This window comes from Providencia sp. 2024EL-00732, assembly GCF_044006275.1.
Classification (GTDB): Bacteria; Pseudomonadota; Gammaproteobacteria; order Enterobacterales; family Enterobacteriaceae; genus Providencia; species Providencia huashanensis.
Map to the genome: position 1 here is coordinate 271,552 of NZ_JBIPDG010000003.1, position 21,634 is coordinate 293,185.

Consider the following 21,634-nt stretch of genomic DNA (forward strand, 5'->3'; position numbering starts at 1 on the left):
TGTAGCGTTAAACGGGGCGAATACTTTCTTCATCCAACTGCGCATCAAACATAGAGCGAAGTTTTTGAATCGTCTTATCCGCAATAATTGACTGACGAGCTTGCGCCAGTTTCTCTTCATAAATCGCCTGTCGCCATTCTAGTGGTGTTTTCACATCACTATTATCATCATGAACGATTTTCAGTTCAACAGAACGACCATACTGCTCGCTCAGAGCTTCCTCTAGCGCTTTATGCGCTTGGGGCTTATCGAGGTGCTTCTGAGATGAACGCAAATGTAAAACAATTTGCGACTCACTTAATTCTTCTATATATGAATTCAAAGCTAATTGTTCAACCAGCTTAGGAATATTTAATTTTGCTATTGTCCCGGACCAGCTGTCTCGCTCCCGCCCTTCTTCAATAATTTTTACTGCTAATTCAGGGGTTTTCTCATATTCTAACGCTTCTTTGATCTCACTTGGCGTCGTAACGGCATCTTTTTGAGCCATTGTTTCTTTGTTCTGAGCTTTCCACTGATACGGCTTTGGTTTCTGAGCTTTCACCCCTTGTGAAGCTTTGTTTTCCACATTTTGTTGGTGTTTGCTGGTCACGGCGGCCAGCCTTTCTAGTGCTGATACCGCCGGCTTAGCCTTTTCAGACGTCGCCGGTTTAGCCTTTTTTAGGCCAGGGTCCTCGCTTTGGGGTGATTGCAGGGTCTGCCTAGCTTTTAATAACTGCAAGGTTGGGCTATTTTCTGGCAAATTCTCTGCACGAGTTTGTGGCGGCGCTCCCCTTTGAGGTGCACTCTGTGTTACCGTTTGTGTGATCACCCGAGGAGGCGCTTCAATTTCTTCGATTACACTTTTAGGGTGAAATGCCAGTGCTCGCAATAAGGCCATTTCTACCCCCATACGCCGCTCAGGTGCATAGGGCAATTCTTTTCTTCCTACCAACAAGGTTTGGTAGAAAAGCTGTAAATCTGCTGGAGAAATAACCCTTGCAACTTGCCGCAAGCGCCCGTCTATCGAAGATGGGTCTGTTTCTTGCTCCGCAGGAAGAAGTTGGATCATCGCGATGCGGTGTAACTGGGTTAAAATTTCAACCAGTAAATTCTCCCAGTCCGCACCTCGGCTAGCCGCTTGCTCCACTTGGCTCATCACGGCGATGCTATCAGCACGGACTAATGCCTCAATGATAGCTAATGGTTGCTCATCATCCAGTGTGCCAAGCATTTGACTCACTATGTCAGCAGTTACCTTGCCTTGCCCCATCGCGATGGCTTGGTCTGTTAAACTTAATGCATCACGTAAACTACCATCAGCGGCTCTCGCTATCAGCTGGCGAGCACGCAGGTCATGTTCAATATTTTCAGCATTAAGAATTAATTCAAGTTGTTCGCTAATTTGAGTGACATCTAACGCTTTTAGATGGAACTGCAAGCAACGTGACAAAATAGTCACGGGAAGTTTTTGTGGGTCAGTCGTCGCCAAAAGAAATTTTACGTGTTCTGGCGGCTCCTCAAGGGTTTTCAACAAGGCATTAAAGCTATGACGTGACAGCATGTGGACTTCATCAATCAAGTAGACTTTGAAGCGACCGCGTGCTGGTGCGTATTGGACGTTATCGAGTAATTCGCGGGTATCTTCCACTTTAGTTCGTGAAGCTGCGTCAATCTCAATTAGGTCGACAAACCTGCCCTGTTCAATTTCCAAGCAGTTGACACATTGACCACAAGGGGATGCCGTGATCCCTTTTTCGCAATTAAGACCTTTGGCAAAAAGGCGAGCAATCGTCGTTTTCCCTACGCCTCGTGTGCCCGAGAAAAGATAGGCGTGATGAAGCCGCTGGTGCTCCAGCCCATTAGCAAGTGCAGTCAAGACGTGTTGTTGGCCAACAACGTCTGAAAATTTTTGAGGTCGCCACTTACGGGCAAGTACCTGATAGCTCATGGTTCCCACAGTAATTTAACATGATACGTGAATAAATATAATCTTAGTACATGCTACCACAGCCTCAACCCTTACGGCGAGGTTGTGATAAAAATAGAGGGAAAATAAAGATTAGTGCCCAGGGAATTCAACTAAGCTGTAAGAAGATACGCCTTCTTTTTGTAGCCGCTCCACACCACCAAGGTCAGGTAAGCTAATGATAAATGCGGCTTCAACCACATTAGCACCGAGCTGCTTGATCATTTTAACTGTTGCTTCGACAGTGCCACCAGTTGCTAATAGGTCATCAACAACCAATACATTATCATTTGGGGTAATGCTGTCTTTGTGGATTTCAAGGGTATCGGTACCGTATTCAAGGTCATAAGTCATACTTAATACTTCACGCGGTAGTTTCCCTTTTTTACGTACAGGAACAAAACCAACACCTAAACGTAATGCGACAGGTGCACCGAATAGAAAACCACGTGCTTCAGTCCCTACAATTTTAGTAACCCCTTTATTTTGGTAATGCTCAACTAACATATCAATGGTTGCTTGGTATGCTGCTGGGGTGTTTAACAAAGTCGTGATATCACGAAAAATCACACCTTCGATTGGATAATCTTGAATAGATGCGATACTTTCTTTAATCAATTGCAGTTGTTGCTCTTTAGCGGTCATAATAAAAGCCAATATAGTAAACACGAAAGTGTAGAATTTATGTAAAGTACCATAAAAATGCAACAAGAAGCCGACTATTTGCAGTTGCTTTTGTTGCTGAATATCAATATTACGCTATTTTTCACATTTAATGAGAATAAAAAATGAAAATCCCCGCTCTTTTAGATGCGTTAAAAAAGCAGATTGATGAATTAGAGACGCGAGTGAGCCCAATAAAGGACCTTGAGTTTTCGCATTCCCGCTTTGATGTGCAATTATTTAATCGTAAGTCGACGCGCCTTGGTGATTGCCAAAACGAGTTAAAAGCGCTTTATCTACAGCTTTGCCATAGTGTCACGCTAAACCATGCAGAGCAGGTCAATTTCCTCACAGAAAAAATCGTTCACCAGATACAGGCAATTTCTCGTGAGATTTCGACACAACCCTTGCGGGAGAAAGAATCAACATTTACCAAGAAGAAAGAGCAGATTGATTTATATGAACGTTTATCACAACATCAAGACTACGAACGCCGTTTGCAGTCAATGGTCAGTGAAAAAGAACTTCACCTAAGCCAACTAACGGATCATCGTTTACAGCACCAATGCCAAAAAGAACTTGCCGTATTGGCAGGCCGTTTATACCGTTGCCGACAAGCACTGTTACGGATAGAAAAAGCTATTGAGCACCAAGAAAACCAATATTTTGATTAATCAACATTAACGACAAAAGGAATTGCCATGTCTTCGCTTAAAGATGCACCGCTAGAAATACAGCTTGCCGTTGATTTGATTTATTTATTAGAAACCTCAGAAATAGACACAGATATCGTACTAAAAGCCCTTGATATTGTTAGAAATGACTATATTTCGAAGCAAATGCAGGCGGCCCAAGCCACCTGCACGAAAGACCGCTAATTAGCTAAGTTGCCATCACCGTCTTTTAATGTACGCTTGACTTCTTGCACTTCATCCCCTTGGCTATTATGCAAATGAACTTCTAGTTGGTTGAAGGCAATATCAATATCATTTTCTCTACATAGTTTGTCTATCGCTCGGTTTATTTCATCATTCGTTACAGACCGATCACCAATTTGGCGTACGTAAAAACGCAATTCGTGATCTAAAGTACTCGCGCCAAAACTAGTAAAATAAACATTAGGCGCAGGTTCTGTCATTACTTTGCTGTTACTGGTCGCCGCAGATAATAAAACTTGCTTAACTTTGTCGAGATCTGACCCATAAGCAACACCAATTGCTATCGTTACCCGTGTGACGGTGTCTGAAAGCGACCAGTTGATCAACCTTTCAGTCACAAAAGCCTTATTGGGAATAATGACCTCTTTACGATCGAAATCAACAATGGTAGTCGCTCGGATGCGGATCTTACTCACCGTCCCTGAATATTCGCCGATCGTCACCGTATCACCAATACGAATTGGCCTTTCAAATAATAAGATGATCCCAGAAACAAAGTTAGCAAAAATTTCTTGTAAACCAAACCCTAAGCCAACGGTTAAAGCAGCGGCTAACCACTGTAATTTATTCCAAGTTACGCCAATCATCCCCAGCGAAGCAATCGCTCCTATACCAATAATACTGTAAGTTAATATGGCTTTAATGGCGTAGGTTGAGCCCTGACGCAACTTCAAACGAGATAATACCAGGACTTCCAATAACCCAGGTAAGTTATGCGTCATCACCCATGACACAACAATAATCACTAACGCTAAAATTAAATTGGCAAGCGTCACGTATTGTAAAATATTGCCACCTTCCGCCGAAGTCGCCGTGTAGCCCCACAAATTCACGCTGTCTAAGAAGGAAAAAATCGTAATAAAGTCAGACCAAATAGCATAGAACGCTAGTGCAAAGATAATAAATAAGACCATTGTCATTAAGCGCAACGACTGTTGGCTAATTAAATCAATGGCCATAGGGGGTTCTTTAATTGGCTCATTTTCTGTCTCTTCTTGCTTAGACATCGCACGTCGTTCAATAGCTCGTTGATACGCAAGCTTTCGAGCGACTAATGTCAACCCCCTCAAGCAGGCATTATAAGTGATATGCCACAGCAACAATAAATATAAGCTGTCTATCCAACGATTCGTCAAACGTAATGTGGTGTAGTAGTACCCCGCCATCATCAACCCCACTAAAATCAATGGTGAAAATGTCAGTAGTGCCACAACAATACTCCGAGTTAAATGACTGCCCCTTTCTTGCCAAACCCGCTTACAAAATGGAGTGGTAAAAATACACAGTAGCACTAAGGAAATTAACACTACTAGCTGACCAATCACATCTTCTGACACTTTTAATGGATTGCTAATTCCGTAAGTCGAAAAGAAAATAAGCGGTAACAAAGGGATAGATAATCTGAACAGACCACGTCGAGCAAGTGTTATTTTCTCTTTTTCGATAGCAAAGTGTTTTTGCGCGATACCTTGGGGTTTAAGTACCCGATAAGTTAGCTCAAATAACACCCAGAAGATGGCTAATTGCTGACAAAATTTCCAAACAAAGGGCCCTTGAGCATTACCTGTTTTCAAAAACCAATAACCAATAGCTAATAAAAACAATGATACGGGCAAGGTCTGCATTAACGTTAATAATAAGGCAAATGGTGTACTTAATACGCTGTCACTACGTAAACTTGAAAGGTGCTGGTCGATATCCTGTAATCGTCGATTAATCTTACGGTTAAACCAAATAAAAATTAGCGCGACTAACACTAACGGAATAACCACCAGCAAAGAGTTACTGACGCCCTTCATAATGCTACGGCTTGAAATGGATAAATCAACATTGTCGAATTGTGCAGTCGCCGCTTCGGGAAAGGCTTTCAGCCATTCTAAATCAATCGGTTTATTACTGTTCACCCAAAATATTTGCTGTGCCAATATGTTTTCAAGAGAACTCACAACACTCAATAATTGGTTTTGATCTAACTCTAAATTAATTGCTTGTGAAATTTGCCCTCCGAGTTGTTGATTCAGCTCATCTAACAACCCTCGGCGAACTTCCAACAGTTTTATTAAAACCGCTTTGTCTTCCTCTGATAATAAGGTTGACGCTTCTGGGTCATCCCCCGTTTTAACCTCTAATTGCTGTTCTAATTTAGTGATGTAATCACTGGGTTGGTATAGTTCATCACGCTGCTGATTAATATCAAATTGTTCAAGGCGCAAATCAGCAATTGTCGTAGGTAAGTTTTTAGTTAAAATATTAGCGGGTAAATCAATTTGTTGTTGAAATAAAATTCGAGATAACAACAAACTACCTCGTAATACATTGATCTGTTCTTTTAAGTTTCGCTCTGATTGTGTCGCTCTTTCAAGCCACGTTTTAACTCGTATACCATTTTGTACTAATTTATTACTGTCTTCTGTCACCGCAATAAGCCGATCACTTAATGTATTATTAATCGCAATTTCTTTTTGAATAATCGGGTTTTGTTGAACGTTAATATCTGTTTCAGAGGTACTCAATGCTTCACGTACCGTCGATTGGGAATCATTAAGCCGCCGGTGGCTAATTTCAGCTTGGATCTGTTGAATGTAGACTTCGAGCTGTTCAATATAAGCCGCGGTATAATCGCGTTGTTTTTGCAATACATCTTGCAATTGGGTATTGCTTTGTAGAATGCGTTTTTGATACTCATTTTGCTGCTGTAATAGATATTGTTCTACCAGTAGCATATTGATTTGGGTTGGCCTTAAGCTCACCACATCGTCTTGTGTATTATTTAATTCATTACGAATATCTTGCAAACGCTTCGCATTTTCTAGCATCAGCGCTTGGGCTCGTTCAGGTTGAGTTTGTAACCCTATCAATTGACTACTGTAGGTAGCGAGGTCACTGTGTTCAACTTGAAGGTTTTCTAGGTAAGATGATTTCAATGCTTCTAATTGGGAAAGTGTGCTTTTTTGAATTTGTTCAGCGAAGTTTGCTGCAACTTGTTTATTTTCTTTTTTTATTTGCTGTAAACCTTGAACCGCTTTTCTCGAATCTTCACTGGTATTGTTGAGTTTTTCTTGTAGTTCTTCAGTTCGTTGTTCTAATTTACTCAGTTCCTCATAAAAATCAGATGTTTTTTCTAAATCCGCTAACGCTAATTTATCATCTTCATTCAAGGCACTTTTTTTATTCAATGCATCGAGTGCACTTTTAATCTCATTTTTACTCGGTAAATGACTCGTGGTTAATGCGTTAACAGGATAGGAAAAAAGCACTGTGGCAAATAATAAGATTATGCTAATTAAATGTAGCCAATTCCGTTGTTGTTTCATCATAACAACATCCCTATATACTCATAATAAGCTTTCACATATTGTTTTATTACACAAAGTGCTGATAAACAACTATCAGCACACTAGGTAAATATTGCACGACCCCAGACTAGAACGTTAATACTTTCTCAGCACTTAATGTCCAACTGGCGAGTTCAACAAGCGTCCCAACCTCAACACCGTCCGCTAAAGCAAGTTCGCTAATTCCTCGTGCATCCGTACATGTTTTACACAATTTCACGGGAACATTTTGTGCGGTTAAAATTTCTAACATCTGTTGAAGATTATAACCTTCTTTGGGTTTTTGCGCAGCCAAGCCCGCAGCCACTGCATCTGACATTAAGAAAACTTTTAAATCCAACTGTGAATTTTGCTCTTTTAAGGTGATCGCCAAACGCAATGAGTTAAATAATGTTTCACTGCCGTAAGGTGCGCCATTGGCAATAATCAGGATAGATGACATTTTACACTCCAATTATTCAGTTTGAATTGGTTTAAGCCGTATTGCGGCATTACTTTTTAAAGTCTCTAATAGTGTATCAACCAATGTAATGGTGTGTTGATTTATATTGAAGTTTTCTGTCTGGAGTAGCCAGTTTTCCAATAAACCTGACATCAAAGAACGGATCATAATAGCAGCGCAGTCGACATTTAGGTCTGCCGGTAATTGCCCTGCCGCAATACACGAGTGTAAGTTTTCAACAATTCGACATTGGCTAGCAACATAATTAGCCCGTTTAAAATCAACTAGCGCCGCCATTTCACCGACTAATTCGCACTTCAAAAAAAATATTTCCATCAGAGCGCGGTTTTTAGGGCTTTCAATGAAATCAGTTAAAATAAAAACTAACAATTCTCTTAGTATTGAAAGTGGATCATTGGTATATTTAGAACGATAATATTCTTCAGCTTGTACAATTTGGTTATCACCAAACTCACAGGCTTGATAAAAAAGATCAACTTTATTTTTGAAATGCCAATATATCGCCCCACGGGTAACCCCGGCGGCTTTTGCAATATCGGCTAATGATGTGGCAGAAACGCCTCGTTCAGAGAATGTTTTGATAGCAGCATCTAATATTTCCTGACGAGTTTCTTCAGCCTGTTGTTTAGTTTTTCGTGCCATTGTGACCCGTTTCTATCGAAAGCTGATTTACATACAATCGTGTATGTTTGTACTATAGCACAGTGATAAATCATATTGTTTACCATTTTTCTTATTTTTGTTTTGAACTCATATTGATTAATTGAGGTTAACTTATGCGAAAAAACAGAGGGGTGTTACCTCTGGCTCTGTTGGTTCTTTCAGGTGGCTTAGCTTTATCCGGTTGTAACGACGAACAACAAGGTGGCGGAGAACGCCCGGCGCCTGAAGTAGGAATTGTTACGCTTAAAGCCGAACCTCTGACGCTCAAAACCGAGTTACCAGGCCGTACATCTGCATTTCGTGTTGCTGAGGTTCGTCCTCAAGTTAGTGGCATCATTTTGAAGCGCAACTATAAAGAAGGTAGCGATGTCGAAGCTGGCACATCTTTGTACCAGATTGACCCTGCACCATTCCAAGCAACCTATGACAGTGCAAAAGCTGAATTAGCGAAAGCGCAAGCAAATGCAAATTTAGCAGGATTGACAGTTAAACGTTATAAACCATTGTTAGGCACTAATTACATTAGCCGTCAGGAATACGACCAAGCAACATCAACTTATGCACAAGCTCTTGCTGCTGTTAAAGCGGCTGAAGCCGCAGTTGAAACTGCACGTATTAACCTGAACTATACCAAAGTAACTGCGCCAATCAGTGGTCGTACTGGTAAATCGAATGTCACTGAAGGGGCATTAGTTTCTACTGGTCAAGCAACTGAGTTAATGCGTGTTCAGCAACTAGACCCTATCTATGTAGACGTCACTCAATCAAGCGATGATTTTTTACGTCTAAAAAATGAGATAGCCAAAGGTGCTGTCCAAAGAGAATCTGGTCAAGCCCCTGTAAGCTTAATCAGTAATGATGGCCTAGAATACGCACAAAAAGGTGTTCTCGAGTTCTCTGATGTGACTGTTGATGAAACAACAGGTTCTATCACAATGAGAGCCGTTTTCCCTAATCCGAACAAAGAGTTACTTCCAGGTATGTTTGTTCGTGCGGTATTAGAAGATGGCATAATTGAAAAAGCGATTTTGGTGCCACAACAAGGGTTATCCCGTACAGCTCAAGGGACTTCTCAAGTTATGGTCGTCAACGCTGAGAATAAAGTTGAAGTCAGGGCGGTTAAAGCTGGTCAAGCTATTGGCAATAAATGGCTGATAACTGATGGCTTACAAGAAGGTGATCGCATCATTGTCATCGGCTTACAAAAAATCAAACCAGGAATTGTTGTGAATCCTAAGGAAGCTAACTTAGAAACGCAATCCATAGACAATCAGGCAAAACCTGAAGAAAAGTCTAAATAAGGGAGCGGCTGATTAATGCCTAAGTTTTTTATAGAAAGACCAATTTTTGCGTGGGTAATTGCAATTATCACCATGCTTGCTGGTCTGTTGGCAATTATCCAGTTACCTGTTTCACAGTACCCAACCATCGCGCCACCGGCTGTTTCTATTTCAGCTAACTATCCGGGAGCGGATGCTGAGACTGTACAGAACACCGTAACTCAGGTTATCGAACAAAATATGAACGGTATCGATAACTTGGTATATATGTCATCGAGCAGTGATTCATCAGGTTCTGCTAGCATCACAATAACGTTTGAAGCAGGTACTGATGGTGATATAGCGCAAGTACAGGTACAAAATAAATTGCAACTGGCAATGCCATTGCTGCCACAAGAGGTTCAGCAGCAAGGTATTAGTGTTGATAAATCAACTAGTTCCTTCTTAATGGTTGCCGGTTTCGTTTCTAATGATGGCTCAATGGGGCAATACGACATTGCTGACTATGTTGGGTCAAATATTAAAGACCCACTTAGCCGAGTAAATGGTGTCGGTGAAACGCAACTATTTGGTACGCAATATGCGATGCGTATCTGGTTAAAACCAGAACAGCTCGTTAAATACAACATGACCACAACGGATGTCATTAATGCTATCAAGGTTCAAAACAACCAAGTAGCAGCAGGGCAACTCGGTGGTTCACCTTCAATTGCTAACCAGCGTTTAAACGTTTCTATCATTGCACAAACACGTTTAAATAATGCTGAAGAATTTAGCAATATTTTGCTGCGTGTAAACCAAGATGGTTCACAAGTACGCATTAAAGATGTTGCTGATGTCGAATTAGGTGCAGAAAACTACAGCACGATTGCCCGTTTTAATGGTAAACCTGCTGCTGGTATTGGTATTAAGTTGGCGACAGGTGCAAACGCATTAGATACCTCTAATAACGTGCGCGCAGCTCTTGAAGATATGAAACCTTTCTTCCCTCAAGGGTTAGAAATTGTTTATCCATACGATACAACCCCATTCGTTAAAATTTCGATTAACGAAGTGGTTAAAACGTTGGTTGAAGCAATCATGCTAGTTGTTGTGGTAATGTATTTGTTCCTACAAAACATTCGTGCAACCTTAATACCTACAATTGCCGTTCCAGTCGTATTATTGGGTACTTTTGCTATTTTATCGGCATTCGGATACTCGATAAATACCCTGACGATGTTCGCCATGGTTCTTGCCATCGGTCTTCTGGTCGATGATGCCATCGTTGTTGTTGAAAACGTTGAGCGGGTAATGCAAGAAGAAGGCTTGTCACCAAAAGAAGCGACCAAAAAATCAATGGGTCAAATCCAAGGTGCATTAGTCGGTATCGCAATGGTACTTTCGGCAGTATTTATCCCAATGGCTTTCTTTGGAGGGTCTACGGGGGCTATTTATCGTCAGTTCTCAATCACGATTGTATCATCAATGGTATTCTCAGTTCTGGTGGCAATGATTTTAACGCCAGCACTGTGCGCAACCATGTTGAAGCCGATTGAAAAAGGCAGTCACGGTAGCCAGAAAGGGTTCTTCGGTTGGTTTAACCGAATGTTTGAAAAGCAAGCTCACCATTATACTGACAGTGTAAGCCGCATGCTTAACGGTACAGGCCGTTATCTTGTCATCTACCTGATATTAGTGGCGGGCATGGCCTTTATGTTTGTGCGTTTGCCGTCTTCTTTCTTACCAGCAGAAGACCAAGGGGTATTCCTGTCAATGATCCAATTACCACCTGGATCAACCCAAGAACAAACGCAAGCGGTATTGGATGAAGTTAACAACTACTACCTTACCGAAGAAAAAGCAAACGTTGAGTCAGTCTTTACCGTTGGGGGCTTTAGCTTCGCAGGTCAAGGACAAAATATGGGTCTAGCCTTTATCGTTCTGAAAAACTGGAGCGAGCGTAAAGGTGATGAAAACCACGTCGATGCGATTGTACAACGCGCTAATATCGCGCTGTCACAAAAACAAGAAGCGCTAATCTACGCATTTAACCTACCGGCAATTGTTGAGTTAGGTACCGCCGACGGGTTCGACTTCGAGCTTGTAGATAAAGCTAACTTAGGGCATGAAAAATTAATGGAAGCCCGTAATCAGTTACTTGGATTAGCAGCTCAGCACCCAGAAATGCTGCAAGGTGTCCGTCCAAATGGTCAGGATGATACCTCACAGTACCGTATTTATATCGACCAACAAAAAGCACAGGCACAAGGTGTTGCGATTAGTGATATTAACGCAACATTAAGCTCGATCTTCGGTGGAGCCTACGTGAATGACTTTATCGACCGCGGTCGTGTGAAGAAAGTTTACGTACAAGGTGACGCAGAAAGCCGCATGCTGCCAAAAAATATCAGTAACCTGTATGTTCGTAACAACCAAGGTAAAATGGTTCCATTCTCTGCATTTTTGGACACATCCCAAGACCCTTGGAAGTTTGGTTCACCACGTTTAGAGCGTTATAACGGTGTCCCATCAATGAACATTCAAGGTCAGGCTGCCCCAGGTAAAAGTACCGGGGATGCTATGCTGCTAATGGAAAAACTCACGACTGAAAACCTGCCAAAAGGAATTGGTTATGAGTGGACGGGGATGTCTTATCAAGAACGTTTAGCAGGTAACCAAGCCCCTGCTCTATATGCGATTTCCTTGATAGTCGTCTTCCTATGCTTGGCAGCACTGTATGAAAGTTGGTCAGTTCCGTTCTCTGTTATGTTAGTCGTTCCGCTAGGTATTATCGGGGCATTAATCTTCACCTCAGTTCGAGGCTTAGATAATGACGTTTACTTTAAAGTAGGTCTACTAACAACCATTGGGCTCTCGGCGAAAAACGCAATATTGATTGTTGAATTCGCCAAAGACTTAATGGAAAAAGAAGGGAAAGGGTTAGTCGAGGCAACACTTGACGCAGTTAAGATGCGTTTACGACCAATCCTGATGACATCACTGGCATTTATGCTAGGTGTTATTCCACTGGTATTTAGTAATGGTGCAGGTTCTGCATCTCAGAACTCAGTAGGTACGGGTGTTCTGGGTGGTATGTTCGCAGCAACTTCACTGGCTATTTTCTTTGTCCCAGTCTTCTTCGTGGTGATCCGTCGCCGTTTCTCTAAGAAGTCTGAAGATATTGAACACAGCCATCCACCAGCTTCGCATTAATTACCTATAAGACTTAAAAAGAGCCACTTACGTGGCTCTTTTTTTTAACCTGATCACTATTTAATGTTGATTCACTGTATCGAATAATAATGTATCGGAATAACGTTGCCCTTGCCCTAAGGCTAATTTCTGCAACGTATTGACTCCATCATCCACAGCCATTTGAGTTGTAAATCCCCCTAATAGCGCAATTTCGTCATTTATTCTTAGCTGCTCATTAAAATAAGCGGATAAATACATTAAGCCATGACGAACCTGAGGGCGTTCAGCAAGAATACTAATATCAATAAATTGTTCAGTTTCACCAATTTGAATTTGTAGGTGACGGTAGGAGTCAGCCTGTGAGCTATAAGCTTTATATATACATAACGATGTATTGTTTATTGGGTCCGTAATGATTAAATCCTCCCCTTGGCGACTAGCATATATATCCCCCAGTTGAGCTTCTATGGGGAGAACTAGCCGATCAACAACCCGATCTGCCGAGTAATTATTGATAATAATCGCTTTATAATACTGCCAATCTGCTTTCTCGAAATTATACGTATCTGAGCCTTCACCTAAGCTAATAATCAAAACAAATGTATTTCTGAATTCCTCTAACTTTAAATTATCATCACCCCTTGTTCCTTTTATAATTAACGATGAACTTAGCTGTTTATTATTCTGCAAAATTGGGTGATATATAATTTCATCACTATCTATTTGTAGCATTAAACCACCCGCTATTTTTTTTACGGACTTAAAGCTGAGGTTTGGGTATAAATCCATATATTCAGGTAGGTTCTCAGGGTGTATCATAACCCTATTCTGATCAAAAATGCGGTTAAATTGAGCAGAGTCAATTGCCTTTACTTGATATAATTTCTTTGATTTTGTATCAAAAATTATGCCCTGCTGTTTAGCATCATCAAACCCCATGATTTGTAATTCACTCTCCGGTGAAAATGATGGTGATATGATAATTTTACCTTTTAAATACCATGCAGGTAATATACGTTTCCCATCAGCACCTTTTAACCCAAATAACGCAATAGGGTGTTTTTCATTTGAAAATTGGTTGAAATTACTCCACTTAAAAATTGACTTATTAAACCAATTTTTATTAAGGGCAACTGTATCAGCAGTGCCGTCAGCATTAAGTTGCTTTACTGTGCCATCATCTTGAATAATTAAAATATTATTCTGCCAGTTAATAACGTTCTCGATCTGGCGGAAATTTAAACGTAAAGCCGTTGGGTTATTTGGTTCAATAATATCTTGCCCAAGCCCCTCTTGGTAAAAAACTACATCTTCTTTTCGACTATAAAAAAAGAATACTTCCTGTCCACTTTGATTAAACAGGCTACCAACCAATATTAAATCTTCAGGTGATTGCCATACCCACTGGTCGCTTCTCAAGTCATAGAGATCATGAACTACCCCCAAAACCTTGGCTAAGGTTGCTTTCTTTCCACTAATTTTAAATAAATTCTCAGCTCGTATTAAGTGTTCTTGTGATATACCAAAATGAGAACTTTCCATAATTGTTTTTAGTGGTATACCTGGTTTAGCTAATAGCAAATCAATTTCGACTTGTTTTTCTGCCGTTATGGAATATCGCCGTAATAACTGTGAACTTAGCTGGCTATCATAATTATCAGGTCTGGCTAAATTACACTTAATTAATGTCCCACTCTCACTTCGTAACCAATAACGGTAAGTAAAACCTTTGTCTGTCCCTATTAGCTTTACGATTTTCCCAACGGAAGTTTCGGTCTGTGAACTAGGGTTTCCAATATGTTCAGGATGATAAGTAAAACCTTGTTCCCTTTCGTGGTTTTGCTCCTGTTCTGTGAGTATGACGACTTTCCTAACATTTGGCTCAATAGGCATGTATAAATCTGAACTAGAATTTATTACTTCATCAGAAAAAACTAAGTAGTCATGTTGTAACAGTTTTTGACGTTGTTCTTGAGATAATATAGTCGGGGTATTATGAAGCATATTAATTAACTTTCTATTATTAAATACCTTTGTTAGCTCTAATTTATCTCTAAGCACTCGATAAGTGCTATCTATTTTCTGCCCCAGATGATTTTGACGTAATGTAATATTAAATTGATTATATTCTAATGAAGCATGAACAATTTCTGCTCCACTACCTAAAACTGATGAAGCCTCTATTTTATGGGTAATATCGCCGGTCTTAACATTGGCTTGCCAAGCTATCGCTTTTTCTCTCGAATAGAAATAAACCACATCACCAATAACGCCGATTAATTCTGCTGTTTGGTTTTCTTCTGATAATGAATTCGTAAATAACATACGTTTTGTTGCAACGTCATAAAAAGCACGCCCAACATCTAAGCCATTATGCTGATAACTATTAACTACTACATATTGCCCATGTAATTCATGTTTATCCGCTAATTCATTAAGGTGTTGTTCAATAGATTGGCCTTTTACACTCCATCGGTGTCCATCTAAACTAATGGGTTCAATTGTTTGAGCACTAAAGTTAATTATATTAAGCTCATTCTTACTATTAATAACTTTTATCAGGCTTGATTTAGCTGTAGCATCAATTCCAATCGTAAACCCATTTATTTTAATATGGTCATCATAAAATGAAACGTTAAGTTCTTTACCATCATCAATCAGACTTGTATCAAGTATCCATTGGGATAGCTTATCACTGCTTAAGCCTTCCATTAGCCGCAAGGAAGCACCATGGTTAACTGTAATTTGATATTCCCCGCCATTCCCTTTAACAACATGTTCTATATGACCTCGCCATGGTTCAGGCATTAGTGGAACAACCAAATGTTTATTTTCAGTGTTAAGCGTAACTTGAATTTTAGTATTGACATACTCATGCACTAATTCTGAGATTATGTACTCGGCACTACAATAGAGAAAATCAAAATAAAATTGGTAGTCTTCCTCCATTTTCCGCAATATTGAAAAGCCATTATCATCACGTACTGTTCCCCCGAAAAGAACACTGTAGTTATAACGAATATAAGATTGCGGAACGACGGGCAACACAATAATATGAGACTGTCCCCCATCAAAGCTGACCTGATTATCTACAACGCCAACCGCTTCCCTAATATTAATGGCATTCTTTCTATCAATATCTGCTCGTGGCGCTGACTGAAAATCACTCATACAACAATGCGGAATAGTCCATGTCATGTTTTCACCACGGTAGATATATTGACTCCCCAGTTTAAAAAAACCTCTTTGAAAGTTAATTTCTTCTATTACTACTCCATAAGTTGGGATTAAAAGTTTTTTTTCATCATCATAAGCTATTGCCGCATTCTGGTAACTTTGCTGATAAGCCGTAAATTCCAGACCAACAGCAGTTGCTTTTTGTGCGTGGCGTTCATTAATATTGATTAAAGCAGTAAAACCAATCCCTACCCCCATAATCGGTACAGATAATGGCCCAGTAATACCTGCGACGGTTTCAGCACCGAGTATAGAGGCACCTATACCGACAAGACCAGCTCCGAGTGACGCTGAGTCAAAAGCCAATTGCGTTCCGAACACGGCTCTTTGTGCTTCATTTTGTGCATTAGCTAACTCATAAATATCAAATACAACCATTGCTCCTTGGAAAAGAATACCAAGCCCTTCATTTGCCATACGTACTAGCGATAAAGAAAAATTGTTCATCATTGTTTTAGCCGCTACGCTTCCTTCTCGCCACAATGAGTAAGCTATTTTCCCTACTTTAGCAGCATCATTGATCACCCCATGTGCCATCATTGAATAACTAATGTAAGTATGAATACGTAATGCTGTTTCTAGATTTGATGGCTGTTCCGAAGAAGCCGCTGCCTTGCGATTTCGATTTGCAGACCATTGAATTATTGCTTGTATACCCATTGCTATATTGAGGCCATCTACATGTTCCGCTTCCCCAATACCACTTTTTCTTTGTAACTCCTTACCATTAAAAGAATAATTTTTCTTTAGTATTGCTATCTGTTTATGAAAATATTCTTTAAATTCAAAAAATGTTGCGTTTTCTGTTTCAATCCACCGTGTTTTTGCTTCTACGTCTTGGTGAATAAATTGAATGCGGTATCGGTCATCGCTCAATTTCTCAACATTTTCAAAAACGGGTAACCACTTTTCATCTAATTGATGTTTATTAATCACTTCATAAAGAGCCGATTCAAGGCGTTCTCCCAACCGCTCTGACTCTAAAATGGCTAAGGAAGCCTGTATTTGCTTGTCTCTTGCGATTAAGTCTTGACGAGCAATTATCTCTGCTACCTCCTCGCTTTGGTGAATAGACTCCGTTAAATCATCCGACTGAACTAAATCGGCAACAGTTAAACGGCTACCAATTTGAACATCAGACATTTGCTCTGTATCAATTGATACCATTTCAAATTGACCACCGACAACTGAATAGTGCTGAGCCATGTTATTTTCAAACATAAATTTATTCAAAGCAGAAAATAATTTATCAGGATCATCAAAAGCATAAATACCAAAGTTAGGATCATAAAAATAATAATTTGTTTCATCATTAATTATCGTTTTCCCTAATAGCATCGAGTGTGTAACACTATTAAGTGCATACATATTTGATCCTTTAGAATCAACCAGAATTTCTTTTACCTTATTTAATTCAAATGTACCAAGAACTGTTGATGCCTGAGTCGCCTCTATATTTAAATGGAGATTCTCCAGTGCAAATTTTAATAAAATTGAGTTTTTATCTTCAGGTGATGCTGCTGCAAAAAACATTTTATTAAGAAATTTATTTGCACCTATCATCCCCTCTGACTTTAATGCAACAGACATCGTCCTAACTAAAGGATAACAACGCCCCCCCGAATTATCCCCCATTAAAGGCAAGTAAAAATCTTGGGGAGCAATTCGTTGGTCAATCCCCCCCGCGTCTCGAAACAATGAATTAGATTTCAAAGTGAAGCTTAAAATATTACTTTCAAACTCTGCTTTCTCCTTTCTAATTATATGTTGGTATAAAGCCCCCCTCTTTTCAATACTTAATTCACTCTTAATATATAACTCTTTCATTTTTAATGATGACATATCATCATTAAAACCATCAATAACTATCTGATCATATTGTTCAATACCCTCATTAAATTTAACATTATGTTTTACTATGTCATTATATAACACCAGCTCATAAAGCTTTTCAATTGGCTGGGTTTTAAAATTAATTCCACTCTGGATACTCGGGTCTTCCATTTGAATAATTGAAGATTCCCCATGTTGTTTTTTATTTGTAACCATAACCAATTGCGTTCAACGACTAATGCTTCTGCCAAAATAGAACCATACTTCTGCCTATAGTATCCACGTGTAATCTTATGTTCCTCAATAGATTTTTTAAATTGTGCAATTCTAATCGAATCCTCATTACTATGTGTTTCTTTTCTATTTAACGCTGTCAATTCTAAATTTATTTCTTCTATTTTATTATTTAGTATATTAATATTTTTAGCAATTTGAATTTTTATCTCATCACGTAAATTTAACCAAGGCGTAATAGCAGGATGCTGTAATGAAAACTCCCCTTCAAAATACACGCCATCTAAAATATTATCAGTATCAATACCAAATTCACTTGCAATTTGTTTTAATTTTTTATGTATTTCATTACGATGAAGGTTAAATTTATCTAAAACATCATGAGAAAGCCGCTCATTTGGGTATAAAGCACTAATCGAGGCACTATTTCTACGCAATATGGGGGTGGGAGTGCCATTAATGACTTCATATTCTTGGCGTTGTAGTAATAATTGCCACCCACCATGATTAAACTGCATATAAGCAACGGCAAGCCCTTCTTCAGTGCCAGATATTTGATAATCTTTAAAATCAAATGCCATTACTACGTTATCATATAATACTGAACTGTTTACTCGGCCATCATGATAAACACGGTATGTTGTCTCGTTTAACTTTGTGACAATAACAGAGCACCCTGTCAAAGACCCTGTAAATAAAAAGCTATTTTCAGTTGCTTGTATAGGTATATCAACATAAGCAGGTGTTTTAATTGACTGATTAGCCCCATTATAGCCTAAAAAATAGGCTTCAACGGCTAATTTAGGGTCCATTCTTGAAGGCTCATACAGATATTCAGCTGCATAACTGTTTGGTGCTAGCTTGACTAATTGAGCACGGCCGTGTGGAGGAAGCTTCCCCATTTTTGTCATGTTATCGCCACTAATGGCATTCAGTCTAATAAAGGATAATGGGTCTGTGGCTAATTGCTGAATATCATGGCTTGCAAGACCATTTTTTGTTTGTATCCTTCGCCCCAAAAGGCCCGTTTTTAAAGATCTATCCCGCAATACTTGAGCTATTAATTCGGGGCTAACTTGCATTATTTTCTGTGCTAATACATTTCCTACATATATTAGCTTAATCCCAAAATGTTTTTTTATAATTAAAAAATCTAGCAAACTATATTTATCATTCAACATTTATATCATTCCTTTGATGTAATAATCTATTAATTAAATAATCATTTATTAATTAACACTATAAATTTAAATAATTCAACTAAAAAACAAAAATAAACAAATAAACCCCATACAGTCACCATGGGAAATAACTGATATTTTTTATTATCATGGTGTTTTTTTTGTTATTTTAAAAACCTTACTTTTAAGTATAATCAACACTGTTCAGGAGTCATTATAATAGCAAGGAAGTTATATATGAAATTAATAATTGTAAAAACCGCCACATATCTAAGTTTATTTCTACCTTTTATTTCTAACTCAACCCCTCCCAACATCGATAAAGCAAAAGTCATTAACATTGAAGCTCCACTTAAAAACCATATTTCATTCAATACTTTTGAGAGTTTATCTTCCAATGAAGACGGTTTAGTTTTTAACAATGATATAAACAGCAATAGCAATCTTAATAATAAAGCTGCCAAGCTTATATTTGCTGAAGTAACAGGAAATGAAGAAAGCCAATTACAAGGAGTTTTAGGCATAAAAGGCCAACGGGCTAACCTAGTTATCGCAAACCCAAATGGTATTTCATGGAAGAATGGCATAACTAATAATATAAATAGTTTGTCATTAGTAGCAGGAAAGTTTGAAAGGCAATATATCAAAAATAAAGAAAAAGATAACCAACTTGAACCAAAAAAATTAGAGGACTACAGCCAACTAAAGTTTTCAACCCAGCCAGATAGCCTTGTCACCATTACTCAACAACAAGGTAACCCTATATTATTGTCAAAAATAAATGTATTCGCTGACCAAATAAAGCTACAAAACACTCTCAATATCAATGCAGCTATACAAAATTATATTAGTGCATCCGGTATCGGTACACTGTCACCTAGTGAAGCAGTCATTAAATATAGCTCAAAGTTTAAAACAGACATTCCTTACATCCAAGGAAACCAATTTGAACTGGACGAACAAGCAAAATTAACTGGGAGAAATATTACACTTGAGAGCCATCAGTACCAATGCCAAGATAACTTCCTTTGCCCACAAAATAAAATTGATATTAAAGGCCTTATCAGTGCAATGAGTCTTTCAGTACGTGGAGACGGTGATATTATGCTTTCAGATAAAGGTGCTATAAAGATAGGTAAAAACCAACAAATACTCATCGCTCAGCCACCCCAGTAATACCAATCTTACGAAATAACAAACAAAACGGCCTCCGAATAAGAGGCCGTGTGTTAATTCAAATTTGGGCTTAAGTTACATCCAAACGAACCATGCAAACAGTGAAATCACTATGATACAAGCAACGTTCAACACTGCCCCAACCCGCACCATTTCGATTTGCCTAATATAGCCAGAACCGAACACAATCGCATTTGGTGGTGTCGCAACTGGTAACATAAATGCACAAGATGCACCAATACCAATGATCATCGTTAATACAATAACTGGCATACCTAATGCCTCAGCAACTGTCGCAAAAATAGGCACTAATAATGCCGCACTCGCTGTATTACTGGTAAATTCGGTTAAAATGATGATAAAAGCTGTGACGGCGATAATAATCACAAACCAGTGACTTTGGCCAAATGTTAATTGCATCCAATCTGCCATGATGCGGCTCGCACCTGAAGAGCTTAAAATTGCGCTCAGGGTCAAACCTCCACCAAATAACATTAGCACGCCCCATTCAGTATTCTTTTGAATTTGCGCCCAACTAGCTACGCCAGAAATACCAATTAGGATCGCGGCACTGACTGCAATAATAGTATCTAAGTCTTTAACACCACCGAATGCATCACTGATAAATGTACTGGTGATCCAACATACAACAGCTAATAAGAAAATAACCATTGTTGTTATGCGTTTACCATTCCATTCCACGTGTTCTAATTCAATTTCAAAACGGTGTTTAAGATTAGGACGCAGCATCATATACATCAATACAAACATCATTGGCAGTAATACCACCATGATAGGAATACCGTATTTCATCCATGATAAGAAATCTAACCCTAATGCAGCAGCTGCGATCGCATTAGGTGGGCTACCAACAATGGTCCCCAAACCACCAATACTGGCACTATACGCAACACCCAATAATACAAATACAAAAGTGTTACGTTCATGGCGAACATCTAGGTTAGATAAAATACCCAACACTAACGGTAGCATCATAGCAGCAGTTGCAGTGTTACTGATCCACATCGACAGTAAAGCTGTAACGCCAAATAATAATAAAACAGCAACAGACAAGCGACCGCGAGCTGCCATCAGTAAACGATTAGCAATTAGCCTGTCAAGACCTTGAATGTGCAATGCTGTTGCTAATGCAAACCCACCAAAAAATAAAAAGATAATTGGGTTCGCAAAAGATTTCAGCGCATCACCTGTATTCATTAACCCAAGCACTACAGCGAGAATTGGAATACATAAAGCAGTGATTGTAACGTGAATAGCTTCGGTCAACCAAAGCACGCCAATAAAGACCATCATAGCGAGGCCTGCATTAGCTTTGTCATCAAATGGCAAGTATTTCAACAGTAACAGCAATAGTACGATATCAACCGCTAAGATTATCCAACCCCGCTTGTTTGATGGACCAGGCCCTACTGCTGGTGTTAAAGATTCAGAAGCATCCATGTAAACTCCATAGCTCGGAAGCAAATTCAGTTTCGAGTTTTATTG

General features: G+C 39.2%; 13 protein-coding genes. 5 read left to right on the plus strand and 8 right to left on the minus strand.

Going from position 1 to position 21,634, the window contains the following annotated elements:
- Window positions 1-7: 7 nt before the first annotated feature.
- A complete protein-coding gene (gene dnaX / locus ACHB7C_RS08000; RefSeq protein WP_042848152.1) occupies window positions 8-1,930 on the minus strand; it encodes a DNA polymerase III subunit gamma/tau in 1,923 nt (640 codons plus the stop codon).
- 111 nt (window positions 1,931-2,041) lie between these two features.
- A complete protein-coding gene (gene apt / locus ACHB7C_RS08005) occupies window positions 2,042-2,593 on the minus strand; it encodes an adenine phosphoribosyltransferase (RefSeq protein WP_042848155.1) in 552 nt (183 codons plus the stop codon).
- 143 nt (window positions 2,594-2,736) lie between these two features.
- On the opposite strand from apt, the gene priC reads away from it, so the two are divergent.
- A complete protein-coding gene (gene priC / locus ACHB7C_RS08010; RefSeq protein WP_042848158.1) occupies window positions 2,737-3,285 on the plus strand; it encodes a primosomal replication protein PriC in 549 nt (182 codons plus the stop codon).
- A 27-nt stretch (window positions 3,286-3,312) separates the two neighbouring features.
- Entirely contained in the window at window positions 3,313-3,489 is a 177-nt protein-coding gene (locus ACHB7C_RS08015) for a DUF2496 domain-containing protein (protein WP_042848160.1), read from the plus strand.
- On the opposite strand, the gene mscK is transcribed toward ACHB7C_RS08015, so the two are convergent.
- The 3 genes from mscK to acrR all read right to left on the minus strand — a co-directional run bounded on the left by mscK (window position 3,486) and on the right by acrR (window position 7,989).
- On the minus strand, window positions 3,486-6,866 hold the full coding sequence (gene mscK / locus ACHB7C_RS08020) for a mechanosensitive channel MscK (protein WP_131680963.1): 3,381 nt from the start codon (window positions 6,864-6,866) through the stop codon (window positions 3,486-3,488). The genes ACHB7C_RS08015 and mscK overlap by 4 nt on opposite strands.
- Before the next feature lie 106 nt (window positions 6,867-6,972).
- The gene (locus ACHB7C_RS08025) at window positions 6,973-7,326 is read right to left on the minus strand and encodes a DsrE/DsrF/TusD sulfur relay family protein (protein WP_042848163.1); all 354 of its coding nucleotides are present in this window, start codon (window positions 7,324-7,326) and stop codon (window positions 6,973-6,975) included.
- Between the two features lie 12 nt (window positions 7,327-7,338).
- Entirely contained in the window at window positions 7,339-7,989 is a 651-nt protein-coding gene (gene acrR / locus ACHB7C_RS08030; RefSeq protein ID WP_042848164.1) for a multidrug efflux transporter transcriptional repressor AcrR, read from the minus strand.
- A 134-nt stretch (window positions 7,990-8,123) separates the two neighbouring features.
- Between acrR and ACHB7C_RS08035 the strand changes: the two genes are divergently transcribed.
- Window positions 8,124-9,311, plus strand: a complete 1,188-nt coding sequence (locus ACHB7C_RS08035) for an efflux RND transporter periplasmic adaptor subunit (protein ID WP_042848165.1) — start codon at window positions 8,124-8,126, stop codon at window positions 9,309-9,311.
- Between the two features lie 15 nt (window positions 9,312-9,326).
- On the plus strand, window positions 9,327-12,485 hold the full coding sequence (locus ACHB7C_RS08040) for an efflux RND transporter permease subunit (protein WP_042848167.1): 3,159 nt from the start codon (window positions 9,327-9,329) through the stop codon (window positions 12,483-12,485).
- 60 nt (window positions 12,486-12,545) lie between these two features.
- On the opposite strand, the gene ACHB7C_RS08045 is transcribed toward ACHB7C_RS08040, so the two are convergent.
- Entirely contained in the window at window positions 12,546-17,708 is a 5,163-nt protein-coding gene (locus tag ACHB7C_RS08045; protein ID WP_395346998.1) for a TcdA/TcdB pore-forming domain-containing protein, read from the minus strand.
- Window positions 17,621-18,952, minus strand: coding sequence for a hypothetical protein (locus tag ACHB7C_RS08050; RefSeq protein ID WP_395346958.1), 1,332 nt, complete (start codon window positions 18,950-18,952; stop codon window positions 17,621-17,623). The genes ACHB7C_RS08045 and ACHB7C_RS08050 overlap by 88 nt, the downstream gene beginning before the upstream one ends.
- 237 nt (window positions 18,953-19,189) lie before the next feature.
- Here ACHB7C_RS08050 and ACHB7C_RS08055 point away from each other — a divergent pair, with 237 nt between their 5' ends.
- The gene (locus ACHB7C_RS08055; protein ID WP_042848169.1) at window positions 19,190-20,128 is read left to right on the plus strand and encodes a filamentous hemagglutinin N-terminal domain-containing protein; all 939 of its coding nucleotides are present in this window, start codon (window positions 19,190-19,192) and stop codon (window positions 20,126-20,128) included.
- A gap of 75 nt (window positions 20,129-20,203) precedes the next feature.
- On the opposite strand, the gene ACHB7C_RS08060 is transcribed toward ACHB7C_RS08055, so the two are convergent.
- On the minus strand, window positions 20,204-21,589 hold the full coding sequence (locus ACHB7C_RS08060) for a DASS family sodium-coupled anion symporter (protein ID WP_042848171.1): 1,386 nt from the start codon (window positions 21,587-21,589) through the stop codon (window positions 20,204-20,206).
- Between the last annotated feature and the right edge of the window lie 45 nt (window positions 21,590-21,634).

What these genes read in the sequence shown, in the direction of transcription:
- dnaX (WP_042848152.1), bottom strand. Translation starts at nt 1,930, where the DNA reads ATGAGCTATCAGGTACTTGCCCGTAAGTGGCGACCTCAAAAATTTTCA.
- apt (WP_042848155.1), bottom strand. Translation starts at nt 2,593, where the DNA reads ATGACCGCTAAAGAGCAACAACTGCAATTGATTAAAGAAAGTATCGCA.
- priC (WP_042848158.1), top strand. Translation starts at nt 2,737, where the DNA reads ATGAAAATCCCCGCTCTTTTAGATGCGTTAAAAAAGCAGATTGATGAA.
- ACHB7C_RS08015 (WP_042848160.1), top strand. Translation starts at nt 3,313, where the DNA reads ATGTCTTCGCTTAAAGATGCACCGCTAGAAATACAGCTTGCCGTTGAT.
- mscK (WP_131680963.1), bottom strand. Translation starts at nt 6,866, where the DNA reads ATGATGAAACAACAACGGAATTGGCTACATTTAATTAGCATAATCTTA.
- ACHB7C_RS08025 (WP_042848163.1), bottom strand. Translation starts at nt 7,326, where the DNA reads ATGTCATCTATCCTGATTATTGCCAATGGCGCACCTTACGGCAGTGAA.
- acrR (WP_042848164.1), bottom strand. Translation starts at nt 7,989, where the DNA reads ATGGCACGAAAAACTAAACAACAGGCTGAAGAAACTCGTCAGGAAATA.
- ACHB7C_RS08035 (WP_042848165.1), top strand. Translation starts at nt 8,124, where the DNA reads ATGCGAAAAAACAGAGGGGTGTTACCTCTGGCTCTGTTGGTTCTTTCA.
- ACHB7C_RS08040 (WP_042848167.1), top strand. Translation starts at nt 9,327, where the DNA reads ATGCCTAAGTTTTTTATAGAAAGACCAATTTTTGCGTGGGTAATTGCA.
- ACHB7C_RS08045 (WP_395346998.1), bottom strand. Translation starts at nt 17,708, where the DNA reads ATGGAAGACCCGAGTATCCAGAGTGGAATTAATTTTAAAACCCAGCCA.
- ACHB7C_RS08050 (WP_395346958.1), bottom strand. Translation starts at nt 18,952, where the DNA reads ATGTTGAATGATAAATATAGTTTGCTAGATTTTTTAATTATAAAAAAA.
- ACHB7C_RS08055 (WP_042848169.1), top strand. Translation starts at nt 19,190, where the DNA reads ATGAAATTAATAATTGTAAAAACCGCCACATATCTAAGTTTATTTCTA.
- ACHB7C_RS08060 (WP_042848171.1), bottom strand. Translation starts at nt 21,589, where the DNA reads ATGGATGCTTCTGAATCTTTAACACCAGCAGTAGGGCCTGGTCCATCA.